Genomic DNA, 18053 nt, shown 5'->3' on the forward strand with positions numbered 1-18053 from the left:
AACCGTGCGCAGCCCCCATGCCAGACACTGCACAGGTCATTCCAAAGGAGCTTTACCATGACCAAAATCACCCTCATCACCGGAGCCAGCCGCGGCCTGGGCCGCAACACCGCCCTCAGCGTGGCCCGGCGCGGCGGCGATGTCATCGTCACCTACCATTCCCGCAGCGCCGACGCGCAGGCCGTGGTGGCCGAAGTGCAGGCACTGGGCCGCAAAGCCGTGGCGCTGCAACTCGACACCGGCGCGGTGGCTACTTTCCCGGCCTTTGCCGCGCAGCTGCGCAGCGCCCTGCACACCACCTGGCAGCGCGACAGCTTCGACCACCTGGTCAACAACGCGGGCCACGGCGAATTTGCCCCCTTTGCCAGCACCACCGAGGCGCAGTTTGACGGACTGGTCAACGTGCACCTCAAGGGCGTGTTCTTCCTCACGCAGGCCCTGCTGCCGCTGCTGGCCGATGGCGGGCGCATCGTCAACTTCTCCAGCGGGTTGACGCGCCTGAACTACCCCGGCTTTGCCGCCTACGCAGCCATGAAGGGCGCGGTCGAGGTGCTGACCGGCTACCTGGCCAAAGAGCTGGGCGCACGCGGCATTGCTGTCAACACCGTGGCCCCGGGTGCCATCGAGACCGACTTTGGCGGCGGTGCCGTGCGCGACAACGCCGCGATGAACCAGCACATCGCCCAGATCACCGCCCTGGGCCGGGTGGGCGTGCCCGACGACATCGGCCCCATGGTTGCCAGCCTGCTCAGTGAGGACAACCGCTGGGTCAACGCCCAGCGCATCGAGGTCTCGGGCGGGCAGGGAATTTGACCCTGGCAGGACGTTTTGCTCTATTTTTTAAGTAAAAAAAGCATAGCTGCTTGCGCTCTCAAAATAAGCGCCAGCAGCCGTTTTGGCATCTGAAATTGAGCCCCCATGGGGAGCATCGTGGGGGGCCGCCGTGCCGATACGGCCACGGGCGCGGCACCGGCGCTGGGCAAGCTTCAGCGGCAAAATACGCCGGATAGGCCTGGAATACATGCCGTTTGGCACCACCTTGCTGCTGGGGGCTGCTCTGAACGCAGTCTCCGTCGCGGCCCCGTTCGCCTTCCTCCGTATACCTAGCCCCCCACACCGATGCTCAGCTACTCCCAAAGATTACGCCACTGGCTGCGCGGCCTGGAGCCCAAGGTGCTGGCCCATTTGCACGGCCCCCTGCTGGAGCGGGCCCGGCCCTGGCTGGACCGGCACGACGTGTTCGACTTCAACCGCCGTCCGCTGGCCGTGGGTGTGGCGATCGGCATGTTTTGCGGCCTGATCCCCGGCCCGCTGCAGGTGCCTTCCACCTTTGTGCTGTGCGCCTGGCTGCGCGGCAACGCGATTGCGGGCGCGCTGGCCACCTGCTACACCAACCCGCTGACCATCGTGCCGCTGTACGTGCTGGCCTTCCAGCTCGGGCAGTGGGTGTTGCCCGGCACCTATGTGTTGCCGCCGCTGCCCAGCATGGACGCCGACTGGATGCAGGGCATGCTGGACTGGGCACGGGCCATGGGCTGGCCCTTGCTGGTCGGCCTGCCGCTGATGGGCGCCACCTTCTCCGCCATCGCCTACGGGGCGCTGCAGGCCCTGTGGCTGACCCCGGCCATCAAACGCGCCTGGCAGCTGGCCATGCGGGCGCGGCGGCGCAAATAGACGCACGCTAAAGTATCTATTCATAAATTTGGTTAACCCATTGAATATATTGAGAATATTTTATAATTTATCTATTCATCCATAGATAAATCCATGGCCACCCTCGCCCCCCAGATCCTGCAAACGCTGCGCCAGCGCGGCGGTGTCGCCACGGCGGCCGAACTGCAAGCCACCCTGGGCGTGAGCCAGCCCACGGTATCGCGGGCACTGGCGCCACTGCTGCAGTCCGGCCAGGTGCACAAGGTGGGTGCGGCGCGTTCGCAGCGCTACGTGCTGCCGCGCACGGTACGCGGCGTGGGCAGCAGCATCCCGGTGGTGCGCATCGACGCCAACGGCCAGCCCAGCCCATTTGCGCGCCTCACGCCGCTGGCCAGTGGCGCCGTGTGGGTGGACGAGGCCGATGGCCTGAGCAAACGCTTTGACGGCCTGCCCTGGTTTCTGGACGACATGCGCCCGCAAGGCTTCATGGGCCGCACCTTTGCGCATGCCCACCCCGAGCTGCAGCTGCTGCCCGACCCGCGCTTCTGGAGCGACGACGACGTGCTGCGCGCCCTGGCCCTGTGCGGCGACGACCTGCCCGGCAACCTGGTGGTGGGCGAGGCCGCGTTCCAACGCTTCCACACCCTGCCCGGGCGTGCGTCCCAGGCCGCATCGCCCGCCGACTACCCGGCCCTGGCCGAACAGGCCATGCAGGGCACGCTGTCGGGCTCGTCCGCAGGCGGCGAACAGCCCAAGTTCTGCACGCGCACCGCGGGTCGCCACGTGATCGTCAAGTTCTCACCCGCAGGCGACGCCCCCACCGACCAGCGCACCCGCGACCTGCTGGTCTGCGAGCACCTGGCGCTGCAAACCCTGGCCCAGGCCGGTGTGCCCGCGGCCAAGACGCAGATCTTTACCGGCGCAGGCCGGGTGTTTCTGGAAGCCGAGCGCTTCGACCGCACCGCAAAAGGCCCGAATAATCAACACGGCCAGGGCCGCATCGGCATGGTCTCGCTGATGGTCTACGACGCGGAATACGTGGGCGCCATGGACAACTGGGCCTTCACTGCCGAGCGCATGCAGGCCCGCGGCCTGCTCACCCCCGCCGACGCCCAGCACCTGCGCTTTCTGGAAGCCTTCGGCGTGCTCATCGCCAACACCGACCGGCACTACGGCAACATCTCGCTGCTGCTGGACGACGACGACTGGGCCCTCTCGCCCACCTACGACATGCTGCCCATGCTCTACGCCCCGGTGGGCGGCGAGCTGGTGGCGCGGGATTTTGCAGCAGGCCGGTTGCAGCCCACCACGGCCACGCTGCCGGAGTGGGACCGGGCGAAAAAACTGGCGGCAGTGTTCTGGGCGGCGGCAGCAGGCGATGCCCGCATCTCGGACGGGTTCCGGGCGGTTGCGGCGGGGAATTTGAAGGAAATCGGGGGCTAGCGCTTATGGAGTGGGCGTGAGCAGCTACGGTTTAGGTAGCACTCCGCACCCAGCTTTTGGTACCGGGTGGCAGCGGCGGCGGCGGTGTCGGCCCAGCGCGCCAACAACCAGACGAAAAAAAGCCCCGCTTGGCGGGGCTCTTCAAAGGAAACAAGGGTTTAAATCTTGCGGCGGCGGGCAGCGGCCAAGCCAGCCAGTGCCAAACCTACTAAGGCCAATGAGCTAGGTTCAGGCACTTCTTGCTTCACCTCAACAATGCCAGCAATACTCATGTCCCAGAGATCGTTCCAAGCACCGTTAGGGTATGCATTCAGATTGACATAGTCTTCACCACCTACTCCAGAATTATTCGGCTCGGCCGGCGCCCAGTTCGTGTAGGTCACAGCTTCGCCGCTTGCCCAAGCCCATGTACCTTCAACGGCCGCATCGTTCAAGCCAATCCAATACAAAGGAAGGTTCCCCAACACTCCCCCAAACACTCCCATGATTGCTGCCTGCTCTTCAGCACTGTTGATGGTCACCAGATGACCGCCCATGGTGACTGCCTCGGCTTCAGCTTCATTCCAGTGAAGCGCGCCGGTGACGTAGTAGTCGCTACCTCCCCAAGAAAAAGCTGGAGTGGCTTGGGCCGTTGCTGATAGCACCAAGGTGAACAGCAAGGCAAATAATTTTTTCACAGTTTCTTTCGGTTTACAGCAAAAAATGTTGCTGTTTGTTACTTACATCTGTAAGCAAGTTACAGGTTGAAATCGGAATATACATATAAATCATAGGGTTATAGAGTAGCCCAAGAGATGCGGGCGAGAAAGTGTAAAGAATGCCGACGCAGCCGTCCCAGGTTAAAACAGCTGGTCTGGTTCTGCCCAGGCCGACCGCGACGGCAACCTCAACGTCAGCAAGTTCAGCCTCAAACGGCGGGGCACCTTCACCGCCAGGCGGCTGTCGCTGCAGACGCACTGCGGGCGTACACCTGTTCCGCGACATCCTGGCGCGGATGGAGCAGCCCCCAAAGCTGATCGACGCGCGCATTTTTGCCGGTGCCTCCATGGCGCTGCGCGAGACCCCGATGGCCGCGCGCCACCTGGTGCCCGCGCTGTTTGAAAATGCGGCGCAGGCCTTGGCGGGGCATGGCTAAAAGACCTTCAAAGTTTTTTAAGGGTTTTAGTAGGTTTGCGCCCATCCCATGGGCGGGAGCAGCTACTTTTTAGATAGCAGACACGCCGCTTATTTTCTGGGCGCTTTGGCCGCCCGCTTGCACACCGCCGTCGATGCCCGCACCACCAGCTCGGTGGGCAAGCTCACCTGTTGGGTCGCCACGTCCAGCCCGGCTATCAGCGCCAGCAGGGTGTTGGCAGCGGCGCGGCCCATTTCATTGATGGGTTGGCGCACGGTGGTCAGGCCGGGGTGGACCAGGGAGGCGGCTTCCAGGTCGTCAAAGCCTACCACCGAGATGTCTTGCGGCACCCGCAGGCCGGCGGTTTGCAGCACCGACATGGCGCCGAAGGCGCTGAGGTCGTTGGCGGCAAACAGGGCGGTGGGGCGCACGGCCAGCGCCAGCAACTGCTGCGCGGCCGTGCGGCCACTGCCCAGCGAGTAATCGCCCGGCAGCACCAGGGCCGGGTCGCGCTCCAGCCCGAGGATGGCGACCGCGTCGTCATAGGCGCGGTGCCGGTCGCGGGCCGAGTTCATGCGCTCGTCGCCGGTGATGAAGGCGATGCGCCGGTGGCCCAGCTCGGCCAGGTGCTGCATGGCGCTGCGCGCACCGCCGTAGCTGTCGGCGGCGATGGACGGGAATTCGGCGTGCGCGGTGTGCTGGTCGATGGTGACCACCGGTAGCTGGGCCGCGCTCAGCGATTCCACAAAACCAAACTGGTAGGGCAGGATGGCAATTACGCCATCGGTGAACTGCTGCAGCAATTGCAGCACGTTGTCGGTGGGCCGCTGGGCCCGGTCCAGCAGCGAGTAGATCAGCACCTCGTTGCCCGCTGCGGCCACGGCCTGCACCGCGCCCGAAACCAGCGAACTGGTGAAGGCATTGCCCAGGTCCGAAGCCAGCAAACCAATCACCCGGCTGCGCCCGCCAGAGAGCTTTTGCGCGCTGCGGTTGGCCACGTAGCCCATGTTCTGGGCCAGCTTGAGGATGGCGTCGCGGGTGCTGCGCGAGACACCGGGCTGGTCGTTCATCGCGCGCGATGCCGTCATGGTGGACACCCCCGCGGCGGTGGCGATCTCGGCCAGGGTCGGTGTGGTTTTGAGCATGGAGGGCAGGGGCGGGCGGGTCACGGCAGGGTAAGAGGTGGCCCGATTATCAACCGCACAACCCTAGGGTTTAGCCTGATTTTTAATTTTTAACGTTAGCGTTAACGTTACGGCTCTCAACACAAGAACCATCCCCCTTTCCAACGAGGAGACACACCATGCAATCCGCCACGCTATTGAAGTTACTGAAAATGCCAGCGGCCGCCTGCGGCCTGGCCTGGGCCACCTGGGCCGCGCCGGTGCACGCCCAGGCCACCGAAACCTTGACCGAATGGGACATCCAGGTCCAGCCGGTGCCGTCCAGGATCGTGGCGGAAGCCCAGGCCCGCTTTGAAAAGGCCAACCCGCAAGTGAAGGTGGTGCGCTCGGCCATCCTGAACGACCCGTACAAAACCAAGATCAAGATCGCCTTTGGTGCCAACGAGCCGCCCTGCGTGTTCTCCAGCTGGGGCGGTGGCCCGCTGCGCGAGTACGTGCGCGCCGGGCAGGTCACCGACCTGTCGCCCTACCTGGCCAAGGACGAGGCTTTCCGCGAGCGCTTCGTGGCCTCGTCGTTCGACACCGCCAAGACCGACGGCAAAACCTATGGCGTGCCGGCCGAGAACACCTCGCTGTTGGTCATCTACTACAACACCGAGCTGTTTGCCAAGCTCAAGCTGCAGCCGCCCAAGACCTGGCCCGAGCTGCTGCAGGCGGTGGAGACCTTGAAGGCCAACGGCGTGGCCCCGTTTGCGCTGGCCAACAAGTCCAAGTGGCCGGGTTCGATGTTCTACATGTACCTGGTGGACCGGATTGGCGGTGCCGAGGTGTTCCGCAAAGCGGCCGACCGCGCACCTGGCGGCAGCTTTGCCGACCCGGCTTTTGTCGAGGCAGGCAAGCGGCTGCAGGAGCTGGTAAAGGCCGGGGCCTTTGCCCAGGGCTTCAACGGGCTGGACTACGACATCGGCAGCTCGCGCCGCCTGCTGTATTCGGGCAAGGCCGCCATGACGCTGATGGGCAGCTGGGAGGGCGCAACCATCAAGAACGAGAACCCCGAGTTCTCCAAAAAGCTGGACTTCTTCGCCTTCCCCAGCCTGCCCGGCGGCAAGAGCGCCACCGGCGTGGTGGGCACCGTGGGCGACAACTTCTACAGCATCTCCAAGGCCTGCAAGCAACCCGACCTGGCCTTTAACCTGATCAAGGCCATGGTGGATGACACCTCGGTGCAGGCGCGCCTGGCAGACAACCGCATCGTGCCGATCAAAGGCCTGAAAGTGACCGAGCCCAACCAGCAGCGTCTGATGGCCATGCTGGCCGACTCCAAGAGCGTGCAGCTCTGGTACGACCAGGATCTGCCGCCCAAGCTGGGCGAGCTGCACAAGGATCTGGTGCAGTCGCTGTTCGCGCTGTCGGTCACCCCCGAGGAAGCGGCCCAGAAGATGGAAACCGCGGCCAAGGCCGAGCTGCACTGACCCGCGCAGCCGCCCAGGAGTCTGCCATGACCAGTTCCTCGATCTCCCTGGCGTTGCCGGTTGCCCGGCGGCGCAGGCACCTGGCGGCCCGCTGGGCCCCGGTGTTCTTTCTGGCACCGTCGGTGGCGCTGCTGCTGCTGTTTTTGCTGTACCCGCTGCTGGAGAGCTTCCACCTGTCGCTGCTGAAATGGAACGGCCTGGGGGCCAACGGTATCTTCACCGGCACCGACAACTGGGTGCAGCTGCTGCACGACACAGTGTTCTGGCACGCGCTGGGCAACAACCTGCTGCTGGGCCTGATGTCGGTGCTGGTGCAGCTGCCCATCGCCATGGCCCTGGCGCTGATGTTGGACAAGGCCAGCCGCGGCTCGCGCATCTTGAAGATCCTGTACTTTCTGCCGCTGCTGTTCTCCAGCGTGGCGGTGGGGGTGGTGTTCAAGAACATCCTGGACCCCAACTTCGGTCCCATCAATGCCGGGCTGCACGCCCTGGGGCTGGACGCGCTGGCGCAGGACTGGCTGGGCGACAAGCGCTATGCCCTGGGCAGCGTAATTGCCGTCATCTGCTGGCAGAACGTGCCCTTCTACATGATCCTGTTTCTGGCCGGGCTGGCCTCTTTTCCGCCCGAGCTGCACGAGGCCGCCACGCTGGACCGGGCCACGCCCGCCACCATCTTCTGGCGCATCAAGATGCCGCACCTGCAGGGCACCATCCGCACCGCGGCCATGCTGTCGGTCATTGGCTCGCTGCGCTATTTCGACCTGATCTACGTAATGACCGGCGGCGGGCCCGACGGCTCTTCCGAGGTCATGGCCACCTACATGTACCGCACGGTATTTGCCTCGTTCCAGCTGGGCTACGGCAGCACCATTGCGTCTGCCATGTTCCTGGTGGTGACGCTGATTGCCGGGTTCGGCATGCGCCTGACGCGGCGCTTTGAAACACAGGTGTGACATGCAAACCGTAACTACCAAACCGGCCCTGGCCTACCCCAAGGTGCGCGCCGTTGGTGTGCGCAGCCTGGTCCAACTGCTGGCCACCGTGTGGCTGGTGGTGACGCTGCTGCCGCTGCTGTTCGTGGTGTTTACCAGCCTCAAGTCGCAAGAGGAAACCTTTGACAGCCCGGTGTGGGCGCTGCCCCGGCAGATCGACTGGAGCCACTACGCGGCGGTGCTGCAGGGCGGCATCCTGGTGTACCTGCGCAACAGCGTGTTTGTGGTGGGCCTGTCCATCATGCTGATTCTGGCGGCCAGCGCCATGGCGGCCTACGCCCTGGCGCGGCTGGAGTTTCGCTTCAACAAGCCGCTGTTTGGCCTGATCGTAGCCTGCATGATCGTGCCCATCCACATCACCCTGGTGCCCATCTACCTGCTGACGCGCAGCCTGGGCCTGTACGACACGCCGTTTGCGCTGATCGGCCCGTATGTGGCCACCAGCCTGCCGGTGTCGATCTTCATCCTGACCGAGTTCATGCGGCAGATTCCGCGCGAACTGGAAGAGGCCGCCAAGCTTGATGGTTGCGGGCCGTTTGCCATCTTCTGGAAGGTGTTCTTCCCGCTGTCCGGCCCGGGCCTGGCCACGGTGGCCATCTACAACGGCATCGGGCTGTGGAACGAATTCATCTTCGCCTATGTGCTCACCTCGTCCAAATCCAACCGCACCCTGCCGCTGGCGCTGTGGGATTTCCAGGGCGAATACGCCTCCAACATCCCGGCCATGCTGGCGGTGGTGACGCTGACCTCGCTGCCGCTGATCGTGGCCTACGCCTTTGGCCAGGAGCGCATCGTCAAGGGAATGATGGCCGGTTCCCTCAAAGGCTGACACAGAGAGACAACATGACCCAAATCACCCTCCAATCCATCCAGAAAAGTTACCTGGGCAGCGTGCAAGTCATCCGCGATGTGGACCTGGACATCGCCGCGGGCGAGTTCTGCGTGTTCCTCGGGCCCTCGGGCTGCGGCAAGTCCACCCTGCTGCGCATGATTGCCGGTATCGAGTCCATCACCGCCGGGGCCTTGCACATCGGCGGCGTGCACATGAACGATGTGCCGCCCGCCGAGCGCGAGGTGGCCATGGTGTTCCAGAACTACGCGCTGTACCCGCACATGAGCCTCTACGAAAACATGGCCTTCGGCCTGCGCCAGGCCCGGGTGGACAAGGCCGAAATCCACCGCCGCGTGAGCCAGGCCGCCGAGGTGCTGCAGATCACCCACATGCTGGACCGCCTGCCCAAGGCCCTGTCGGGCGGGCAGCGCCAGCGGGTGGCGATTGGCCGGGCCATCGTGCGCCGCCCGAATGTGTTTTTGTTTGACGAGCCGCTGTCCAACCTGGATGCCGCGCTGCGCGTGCACATGCGCACCGAGATCGCCCGGCTGCACCGCGACTTCCAGCGCGCCAGCGCCGTCTACGTCACCCACGACCAGACCGAAGCCATGGCCCTGGCCGACAAGATCGTGCTGCTGCGCGCTGGCGAAGGCATGCTGCAGCACGGCAGCATCGCCCAGGTGGGCGCGCCGCTGGAGCTGTACCACCACCCGCGCGACATGTTCGTGGCCAGCTTTCTGGGCTCGCCGCGCATGAACTTTCTGCCCGCCACCGTGCAGGCGGTGGACGCCGACACGCTGACGCTGCAAACCGATGCCCACGCGGGCGGCGAGCGCCTGCAACTGCCGCGCCAGGGCCGCAATGTGGCACCCGGTGCCCGCGTCACCCTGGGCATCCGCCCTGAGCACCTCGAACCCGGCGCAACAGGCAGTGCCACCCTGCTGCGCACGGTGCAGCAGGTGGAGCATTTCGGCGAGTACAGCTACGTGTACCTCGAAGGCCTGCCGGGCGAGGCGCTGATTGCCAAAGTGCCCGGGCGCAGCGCGGCCGTGGCGGGCGAGCGCACGCCGTTCACCGTACCCGCCGATGCCTACCACCTGTTCGACGATGCCAGCTTTGCCATTGCCGCGCACTGATTTTCACCTTCCCCCAGCCCCCACCATGTCCACCACACCGCTCTACCTAGACCCCCTGCAGCCCATCCCCCAGCGCGTCGCCGACCTGCTGGCCCGCATGACGCTGGCCGAAAAGACCGCCCAGATGCACGCCTTCTGGCTGGTGCTGTCCGAAGACGGCGAGCACCAGGTGCGGCCCGGCGAGGCCTTCATTGGCCGCAGCGACCCCGCCGAGGTGCGCCGCCGCCTGGCCCACGGCCTGGGCCAGATCACGCGCCCGCTGGGCACCCACGGCGTGGATGCGGCCAGCGGCCTGCGGGCACTGAACAAGCTGCAGCGCGCCTTGCGCTTTGAAACCCGGCTGGGCATTCCGGCCATTGCGCACGAAGAATGCCTGGTGGGCCTGATGACCCGCGACGGCACGCTGTTCCCGTCGGCCCTGGCGATGAGCGCCACCTGGAACCCCGCGTTGGTCGAGCAGGTAGGCACGCAGATCGGCCTGGAATGCCGCGCCGTGGGCTGCCAGCAGGGGCTGGCCCCGGTGCTGGATGTGTCGCGCGATGTGCGCTGGGGCCGCACCGAAGAAACCCTGGGCGAAGACCCGTACCTGGTCGGCGTGCTCGCCACCCGCTACGTGCGCGGCCTGCAAGGCCCGCAGCGCGATGTGCTGGCCACGCTGAAGCATTTTGTCGGCCACTCGGCCAGCGAAGGCGCGCGCAACCACGCGCCGGTGCACCTGGGTTGGCGGGCACTGAACGACACGTTTTTGCTGCCGTTCGAGATGGCCGTCAAGCAGGCGGATGCGGGCTCGGTGATGCCCGCCTACCACGACATCGACGGCGAGCCGGTGCACGCCTCCGCGCATTTGCTTACCGAGGTGCTGCGCACGCAGTGGGGCTTTGACGGCCTGGTGGTGGCCGACTACGTGGGCGTAAGCCTGCTGTACCAGCACCACGGCGTGGCCCGCGACGCAGCTGAGGCGGCGGCGCTGGCCTTCAACGCCGGGCTGGACATGGAGCTGCCCGGCGACGACTGCGCCCAGCACCTGGCCACGGCCCTGGAGCGCGGCCTGCTGACGATGGCCAAAGTGGATGAAATCGTCTCGCGGGTGCTGACCGAGAAATTCCGCCTGGGCCTGTTCGAGCGCGACTTCGCAGACAAACCCTTTGTCCCCCTGCGCCAACCGGCGGCGCGGCAGGCCGCGCTGGACGTGGCCCGCCAGTCCATCGTGCTGCTGGAGAACAACGGCATCCTGCCGCTGCAGCCATCCAAAAAACCCCAGATCGCACTGATCGGCCCCACCGCCGCCGACCCCATGGCCTTGCTCAGCGGCTACAGCTTTCCGGCCCACCTGATCCTGCAAGACAAGACCGAGGGCACAGCCCACATCGTCACCCCGCTGCAAGGCCTGCAGGCGGTGTTTGGCGCGGCCCATGTGCACTACGCCCAGGGCTGCGCGATCCTGGAACAGCGGCGCAGCGGTGCGCCCGTATTCCCCGGCGATGTGGCCCCCGCCGGGGTGGAACGGGTGTCGCCCGTGTCCCGGCGCACCGACGGCATGGAGGAGGCCGTGGCCTGCGCGCAGGCCGCCGACGTGGCCATCGTCTGCGTGGGCGACCTGGCGGGCCTGTTCCAGACCGGCACCGTCAGCGAAGGCTCGGACACCGATTCGCTGAGCCTGCCCGGCGTGCAGCAAGCGCTGCTGGAGCGCATCGTGGCCACTGGCACACCCACCGTGGTGGTCATGATGGCCGGGCGGCCCTACCACCTGGGCGGGCTGGAGAGCCGCGTGGCCGCCTACCTGATGGCTTTTGCGGGCGGGCAAGAGGGCGGCACGGCACTGGCCGAGGTGCTGGCCGGGCTGCAGGAGCCGTCGGGCCGCATGACGGTATCGGTACCCCATAGCGCCGGGGCCATGCCGTACTTTTACAACCATGCGCTGAAAAGCGGCGGCACGCCCATCGCCTTCCATTTCGGCAGCCGCTACCCGTTTGGCCACGGCCTGGGCTACACCCCGTTTGCCTACCGCCATCTGGAGCTGGAGAGCGACGCGGTGGAGCTTGCCGACGGGGACGTCCGCGTGCAGTGCGAGGTGGCCAATACCGGCAACCGCCCCGGCGTGGCGGTGGTGCAGCTGTATGTGCGCGACCGGCTGGCCTCGGTGGTGCGGCCGGTGAAAGAGCTCAAGGCTTTTCAGCGCGTGGAACTGGCGGCGGGGCAGGTGGCGCGGCTATCTTTTAGCGTGCCGGTGGACATGCTGTGCTTCACCCACCCCACTGGCCAACGCTGCGTGGAGCCGGGCTGGTTCGACGTGATGGTCGGCCCATCGAGTGCCGACACCCCGCTGACCACCGCCGTGCAGGTTCTGGGCAACGCCCCCCGCATGCTGGGCCGCGACTGGCGCATGGAAAGCAGCTGCAGCGTCCACCTGGAAGCTTGAGCATGAAATCGGCTGCCTGTGCTTATGAATCCAGCACAAGCAGCTATTAAAACCATAGTCATTAACTGAAAGACGAAACGCATGGAACACCACGACACAGTCGAGAAAGTAGGCATAGGCATCATCGGCTGCGGCAACATCAGCGCGGCGTATTTGCAGGGCGCAACGAACTTCCCCATCCTGGACATCCGCGGCGTGGCCGACCTGCACGCCCCGGCGGCGCAGGCCCGGGCCACGGAGTTTGGCGTGCCCTGCCGCACGGTAGAGGCCCTGCTGGCCGACCCGGCGATTGACATCATCGTCAACCTGACCATCCCCGCCGCGCACGTGGAGGTAGGCCTGCAGGTGCTGCACGCAGGCAAGCATGTCTACTCTGAAAAACCGCTGGGGACCACCACGGCCCAGGCGCGCAGCCTGCTGGCACTGGCGGACGCGCGCGGCCTGCGGGTGGGCTGCGCGCCCGACACCTTTTTGGGCGGTGCGCAGCAAACCTGCCGCAAGCTGGTGGATGCCGGGGCTATCGGCCAGCCGGTAGCGGGCACCGCATTTTTCCTGTGCCCCGGCCACGAGCGCTGGCACCCCAACCCGGCCTTCTACTACGCCCAGGGCGGCGGGCCGATGCTGGACATGGGGCCGTACTACATCACCGCCCTGGTCAACCTGGTCGGGCCGGTGGCGCGCGTCTCGGGCAGCACCCTGCGCGCCCGCAGCCAGCGGCGCATCACCAGCGAACCATTGAATGGCAGCTTGATAGAGGTAGAGGTGGCCACGCACGTGGCGGGCACGCTGGAATTTGCGTCGGGCGCGGTGGTGTCCATGGCCACCAGCTTCGATGTGCCCCGGCACCGCCACAGCCCCATCGAGCTATACGGCACCGAGGCCAGCCTGCTGGTGCCCGACCCCAACCACTTTGGCGGCCAGATCGAGCTGGCCCGCCCCGGTGAAGACTGGCAGGCCCTACCCACCGAGCACGGCTGGGCCGACGGCACGCTGCGCAGCATCGGCGTGGCCGACATGGCCCATGCCATCCGCGCCGACCGGCCCCACCGGGCCTCCGGCGCGCTGGCCCTGCACGTACTGGAGGTGATGGAGGCGTTCCAGATCTCAAGCGACACGGGCCGCCACGTGCCCATTGCCAGCCGCCCCGAGCGCCCGCCCATGCTGCCCACCCTGCACACCGTCAGCCAAACCACTGCCTCCTGGAGATTTGCACATGCAGAACACGCGTAATGCCCTGATCGTCTGGTGTGGCTGGAACGGCCACGAACCCGAACAATGCGCCGCCATCGTCGCCGACATGCTGGCCCAGGCCGGTTTCAAGGTGCGGGTGGAAACCTCGCCCGAGGCCTTTGCCGACCCCGCGCTAGCCCAGCTGAGCCTGGTGGTGCCCATCTGCACCATGTCCCAGATCAGCAAGGAAGCGGTACAGAACCTGACCCAGGCGGTGCAGTCCGGCGTGGGGCTGGCCGGGTTCCACGGCGGCATGGGCGATGCCTTTCGCGAGTCGGTGGAATACCAGTTCATGACCGGCGGGCAGTGGGTGGCCCACCCGGGCAACGTGATCGACTACCGGGTGCACATCTGCGGGGGCGACGACCCGGTGGTGGCGGGCATAGAAGACTTCGACTACCACTCCGAGCAGTACTACATGCACGTCGATCCGTCCAACCAGGTGCTGGCCACCACCACCTTTTCGGCGGCGCACGCGCCGTGGATTGACGGCACGGTGATGCCGGTGGTGTGGAAGCGCCGCCACGGCGCGGGCCGGGTCTTCTACAGCGCCCTGGGCCATGTGGCCAAAGAGTTTGACGTGCCCCAGATGCGCACCATCCTGGACAGGGGTATGCGTTGGGCCGCGCGTTAGTTAGACTGTCGAACTTACCTCAGCCTTCCCCTTACCATGACCACTCCATCCCACACCCTCTACCCCAGCCTGGCGGGCCAGCGCGTGGCCATTACCGGCGGTGCCAGCGGCATCGGTGCCGGGCTGGTCACGGCCTTTGTGCGCCAGGGCTGCGAGGTGCACTTTCTGGACCGCATGGCACCGGCGGTGGCCCCCGAGTCGGCCACTTTCCATTTGTGCGACCTGCAGGACACCGAGGCCATCGCCCGCACCTTTGCGGCCATAGGCCCGCTGGACGTGCTGGTCAACAACGCGGGCAACGACGACCGCCACACGCTGGCCCAGGTCACCCCCGCCTACTTTGACGACCGCATCGGGGTCAACCTGCGCCACCTGCTGTTTTGCGCCCAGGCGGTGGTGGAGGGCATGCAGGCGCGCGGCGGCGGCTCCATCATCAACTTTGGCTCCATCGCCTGGCACCTGGGGCTGGAGAACCTGGTGCTGTACGAAACCGCCAAGGCCGGTATCGAAGGCATGACCCGGGCCCTGGCCCGCGAGCTGGGCCAGCAGCGCATCCGCGTCAACTGCATCCTGCCCGGCAACGTGGAAACCCCGCGCCAGGCCCAGTGGTACACCCCCGAAGGCGAGGCCGCCATCATCGCCGCCCAGTGCCTGAAAGAGCGCATCCAGCCCAGCGACATCGCCGCCATGGCGCTGTTCCTGGCCTCGGGTGACGCACGCATGTGCACCGGGCACAACTACTGGGTGGATGCCGGCTGGCGCTGAATGTAAGCGTTTTAGGCCGCTAGCGCTTATTCCATCAGCGTAGGCAGCTCCTGTTTTTATAGCTTCACTACCACCCGCCCGCGCACGCTGCCTTGGAGCAGCGCGGCCCCGGTGGCCACGGCCTGGTCCAGGCCGATCTCGCGGGTCATGGACTCCAGCTTGCTTACGTCCAGGTCGTGCGCCAGGCGCTGCCAGGCCTGCTGGCGCAGGGGCAGGGGGCACATCACGCTGTCGATACCGTACAGCGTGATGCCGCGCAGGATGAACGGGGCCACGCTGGCCGGGAAGTCCATGCCGCCCGCCAGCCCGCAGGCCGCCACCGCCCCGGCGCGGCGGGTGGTGGCGCAGGCATTGGCCAGGGTGTGGCTGCCCACGGCATCGACCACACCCGCCCAGCGCTCCTTGCCCAGCGGTTTGCCGGGGGTGCTGAGCTCGGCCCGGTCGATGATGCTGGTGGCGCCCAGGGCGCGCAGGTAGTCGGCCTCGGCCGGGCGGCCGGTGCTGGCCACCACGGTGTAGCCCAGTTTCGCCAGCAGGGCGATGGCCACGCTGCCCACGCCGCCATTGGCCCCGGTGACCAAAACTTCGCCGTCCGCCGGGCGGATGCCGTGCTTTTCCAGCGCCAGCACGCACAGCATGGCGGTGTAGCCCGCTGTGCCGATGGCCATGGCCTGGCGGGTGGTGAAGGCCGGAGGCAGGGCCACCAGCCAGTCGCCAGGCACACGCGCCTGCTGGGCCAGGCCGCCGTTATGGCTTTCGCCCACGCCCCAGCCGTTCAAAATCACTTTATCGCCAGGCTTCCAGGCGGGGTGCGCACTGTGCGTGACCGTACCCGCAAAGTCGATGCCCGGCACCAGCGGGAAGCGCCGCACCACGGGCGATGCGCCGGTGAGGGCCAGGCCGTCCTTGTAGTTGAGGGTGGACCATTCCACCCGCACGGTGACATCGCCAACGGCGGGTTCGCCCAGCTGGGTTTCGTCGATCGGCTGCAGCGTGGCGCGGTAGCCCGCGTCGTCCTTGGTGACCAGAATGCCTGTGAACATGGGGGTGTCTCCTGAAAATCGGTTTTAAGCCAAATGGGCCTCTGTCGCTTATCCCATCAGCGTGAGCAGCTATGCTTTTAGGACTGCGCCCCAACGGCCTGGAAAGTCGAGAATACCCCGATGGCAAAACCTTTACCCGATGCCGAAGCGCTGTTCTTCGACGGCACCCAGCGGCTCACTGCGGGCGACGCCGTGGGGGCCGAAAGCTGCCTGCGGGCGGCACTGGCCCTGGCCCCCACCCTGGCCGAGGCGCATGCCAACCTGGGGCTGGCGCTGGAGGCCCGCGGCGCGCTGGCCGAGGCGGCCGACAGCTACCGCACGTCGCTGGCCCACAACCCCACGCTGCCGCAGACCTGGGTGAACCTGGCCGGGGTGCTGCTGCTGCTGCGCCAGCTCGACGATGCGGAGCTGGCCTGCGCCCAGGCGCTGCGGCTGCGGCGCGACGACCCCGCCACCTGGTGCAACCTGGGCGCGGTGTACGCCCGCATGGGGCTGGAGCTGGAATCCGAAGAAGCCTGCCGCGAGGCCATCTTTCTTGCGCCGGGCCACGCCAAGGCCCGCTTCAACCTGGCCTATCTGCTGCTGCGCCAGGGGCGATGGGAGGAAGGCTGGGCACAGTTCGAGGCGCGCGACTGGTACGCCGCCCTGGCGCTGCGTATGGCCTGCCCGCGCTGGCAGGGCGAGCCGCTGGCGGGCCGCTCGGTGCTGGTGGGCTTTGAGGCCGGGCATGGCGACATGCTGCAGTTTGGCCGCTACTGCGCGGAGCTGAAGGCGCGCGGGGCCGGGCGTGTCACCCTGCTGTGCCACCCACCGCTGAAGCGCCTGCTGGCCACGCTGCCGGGCGTGGACGCGCTGGTGGGCTTTGACGAAGACCTGCCATCCAACGACGCCTTCGACTGCTGGACCCCGCTGCTGAGCCTGCCTGCACTGTGCCAGACGCGGCTGGACAACCTGCCCGCCACCTTGCCCTACCTGCACGCGGAAACCGCGCTGCTGGCCGCCTGGGCACCACGTTTGCCGACCGGCCTACGCGTCGGCCTGGTGTGGAAAGGCAACCCGCGGTTTGAGAACGATGCCGAGCGCTCGCTGCCCCACCTGGACACGCTGGCGCCGCTGGCCGCCGTGGCGGGCATCGGCTTCATCAGCCTGCAAAAGGGCGCGGGCGAGGACGAGTCTGCGCCCTGGGTCGCCACGGCGCTGGGCGCGCAGATCCACGACTTTGCCGACACCGCGGCCATCGTGGCGCAGCTGGATCTGGTGATCAGTGTAGACACCGCGGTGGCCCACCTGGCGGGCGCCCTGGGCAAGCCGTGCTGGGTGCTGTTGCCCGACTACCTGCCCGACTGGCGCTGGCTGACTGAGCGGTCCGATTCGCCGTGGTACCCGGGTGCGGTGCGCCTGTTTCGCCAACCGGCGGGGGGTGGCTGGGGGCCGGTGGTGCAAGCCGTGGCGGCGGAACTACACGCGTTTGCGGCGCGGCGTCTTGGCCGGTAGCGGTACGGCCACGGCGCGTTGCAGCTCGTTGGCGATAGTGCGGTTTTTGCTGTCCATGGCGTGCTCGAACATGGCGCGCCCGGCGGCATCCGGGTCACCGGAAGCAATGGCGGCAATGATGGGGCGGTGCTCGTGGGCGGTGATGGGCATGAGCCAGCTGTCGGCCAGGTTCAGGCGGCGAAACAGCGACAGTTCCTTGATCAGCTTGCGGTAGATCTCGGTGAGCTTGCGGTTGCCCGCCAGCTCGACCAGGCGGTCGTGGAACTTGAGGTTCAGCAGGTGGTAGTGGTAGGCGTCCTGGGCCTTGACCTGGCGCTCCATGTCGGCCACCAGGGCCTTGATTTCCTTGAGCTGCGCCACCGTGATGTGCACCGCCAGCTGGCGGCCCACCAGCTCGTCCAGGGTGGCGCGCAGGTCAAAGATTTCGATGGCTTCTGCGGTGGGGATGTCGCGCACGAACACGCCCCGGTTCTTCTCGACCCGCAGCAGGCCGCCTTCTTCGAGCATGCGAAAGGCCTCGCGCACCGGGCCGCGCGACACCCCCAGTTTGAGGGCCAGCGCGGCTTCGATCAGCTTGCTACCGGGCGGGTACTCGCCCACCAGAATCGCCCGTTCCAGCTCCTGCTGCACCACACTGGTGAGGGAGCTGGTTTGGAGCAGGGCGATGGTGGGGTGGGGCGCAGCAGGCATACCCCGGAATTT

17 protein-coding genes are annotated in these 18053 nt (G+C 66.5%); 13 read left to right on the top strand and 4 right to left on the bottom strand.

The genetic code is table 11. From position 1 onward, the window contains the following. Positions 1-57 precede the first annotated feature (57 nt). The 3 genes from AB3G31_RS00320 to yjjJ all read left to right on the top strand — a co-directional run bounded on the left by AB3G31_RS00320 (position 58) and on the right by yjjJ (position 3096). On the top strand, positions 58-813 hold the full coding sequence (locus AB3G31_RS00320; protein WP_367848254.1) for an SDR family oxidoreductase: 756 nt from the start codon (positions 58-60) through the stop codon (positions 811-813). Positions 814-1119: 306 nt separating this feature from the next. After that, complete coding sequence (locus tag AB3G31_RS00325; protein ID WP_367848255.1) at positions 1120-1674, top strand: DUF2062 domain-containing protein; 555 nt, start codon at positions 1120-1122, stop codon at positions 1672-1674. Between the two features lie 93 nt (positions 1675-1767). After that, a complete protein-coding gene (gene yjjJ, locus AB3G31_RS00330; RefSeq protein ID WP_367848256.1) occupies positions 1768-3096 on the top strand; it encodes a type II toxin-antitoxin system HipA family toxin YjjJ in 1329 nt (442 codons plus the stop codon). A 158-nt stretch (positions 3097-3254) separates the two neighbouring features. Here the strand turns inward: yjjJ and AB3G31_RS00335 are convergent, their stop codons facing one another. After that, positions 3255-3773, bottom strand: a complete 519-nt coding sequence (locus AB3G31_RS00335; protein ID WP_367848257.1) for a C-type lectin domain-containing protein — start codon at positions 3771-3773, stop codon at positions 3255-3257. 317 nt (positions 3774-4090) lie between these two features. Between AB3G31_RS00335 and AB3G31_RS00340 the strand changes: the two genes are divergently transcribed. After that, positions 4091-4231 (top strand): hypothetical protein, encoded by a 141-nt coding sequence (locus AB3G31_RS00340; protein WP_367848258.1) that lies wholly within the window; start codon positions 4091-4093, stop codon positions 4229-4231. Positions 4232-4320: 89 nt separating this feature from the next. On the opposite strand, the gene AB3G31_RS00345 is transcribed toward AB3G31_RS00340, so the two are convergent. After that, positions 4321-5379, bottom strand: a complete 1059-nt coding sequence (locus AB3G31_RS00345) for a LacI family DNA-binding transcriptional regulator (RefSeq protein WP_367848259.1) — start codon at positions 5377-5379, stop codon at positions 4321-4323. Positions 5380-5513: 134 nt separating this feature from the next. Between AB3G31_RS00345 and AB3G31_RS00350 the strand changes: the two genes are divergently transcribed. The 8 genes from AB3G31_RS00350 to AB3G31_RS00385 all read left to right on the top strand — a co-directional run bounded on the left by AB3G31_RS00350 (position 5514) and on the right by AB3G31_RS00385 (position 14814). Then, positions 5514-6806 (top strand): extracellular solute-binding protein, encoded by a 1293-nt coding sequence (locus AB3G31_RS00350; protein WP_367848260.1) that lies wholly within the window; start codon positions 5514-5516, stop codon positions 6804-6806. Between the two features lie 26 nt (positions 6807-6832). Then, positions 6833-7759 (top strand): carbohydrate ABC transporter permease, encoded by a 927-nt coding sequence (locus AB3G31_RS00355; RefSeq protein ID WP_367848261.1) that lies wholly within the window; start codon positions 6833-6835, stop codon positions 7757-7759. Position 7760: 1 nt separating this feature from the next. Then, a complete protein-coding gene (locus AB3G31_RS00360) occupies positions 7761-8627 on the top strand; it encodes a carbohydrate ABC transporter permease (RefSeq protein WP_367848262.1) in 867 nt (288 codons plus the stop codon). Between the two features lie 14 nt (positions 8628-8641). After that, the gene (locus AB3G31_RS00365) at positions 8642-9766 is read left to right on the top strand and encodes an ABC transporter ATP-binding protein (RefSeq protein ID WP_367848263.1); all 1125 of its coding nucleotides are present in this window, start codon (positions 8642-8644) and stop codon (positions 9764-9766) included. A 25-nt stretch (positions 9767-9791) separates the two neighbouring features. Beyond that, on the top strand, positions 9792-12185 hold the full coding sequence (locus AB3G31_RS00370; protein WP_367848264.1) for a glycoside hydrolase family 3 N-terminal domain-containing protein: 2394 nt from the start codon (positions 9792-9794) through the stop codon (positions 12183-12185). Between the two features lie 81 nt (positions 12186-12266). Beyond that, positions 12267-13415, top strand: a complete 1149-nt coding sequence (locus AB3G31_RS00375) for a Gfo/Idh/MocA family protein (protein ID WP_367848265.1) — start codon at positions 12267-12269, stop codon at positions 13413-13415. Continuing rightward, the gene (locus tag AB3G31_RS00380; protein ID WP_367848266.1) at positions 13399-14049 is read left to right on the top strand and encodes a ThuA domain-containing protein; all 651 of its coding nucleotides are present in this window, start codon (positions 13399-13401) and stop codon (positions 14047-14049) included. Before AB3G31_RS00375 ends, AB3G31_RS00380 begins: the two co-directional genes overlap by 17 nt. Before the next feature lie 36 nt (positions 14050-14085). Then, positions 14086-14814, top strand: coding sequence for an SDR family NAD(P)-dependent oxidoreductase (locus AB3G31_RS00385; protein ID WP_367848267.1), 729 nt, complete (start codon positions 14086-14088; stop codon positions 14812-14814). 56 nt (positions 14815-14870) lie between these two features. On the opposite strand, the gene AB3G31_RS00390 is transcribed toward AB3G31_RS00385, so the two are convergent. Continuing rightward, a complete protein-coding gene (locus AB3G31_RS00390; protein WP_367848268.1) occupies positions 14871-15857 on the bottom strand; it encodes an MDR family oxidoreductase in 987 nt (328 codons plus the stop codon). A gap of 120 nt (positions 15858-15977) precedes the next feature. On the opposite strand from AB3G31_RS00390, the gene AB3G31_RS00395 reads away from it, so the two are divergent. After that, entirely contained in the window at positions 15978-17351 is a 1374-nt protein-coding gene (locus AB3G31_RS00395; protein ID WP_367848269.1) for a tetratricopeptide repeat protein, read from the top strand. On the opposite strand, the gene AB3G31_RS00400 is transcribed toward AB3G31_RS00395, so the two are convergent. Then, positions 17316-18041: a phosphonate utilization associated transcriptional regulator gene (locus AB3G31_RS00400; protein ID WP_367848270.1), complete on the bottom strand. Its 726-nt coding sequence runs from the start codon at positions 18039-18041 to the stop codon at positions 17316-17318. The genes AB3G31_RS00395 and AB3G31_RS00400 overlap by 36 nt on opposite strands. Positions 18042-18053 lie beyond the last annotated feature (12 nt).

Source organism: Rhodoferax sp. WC2427, from assembly GCF_040822085.1.
In the GTDB taxonomy this organism is placed as follows: domain Bacteria; phylum Pseudomonadota; class Gammaproteobacteria; order Burkholderiales; family Burkholderiaceae_C; genus Rhodoferax_B.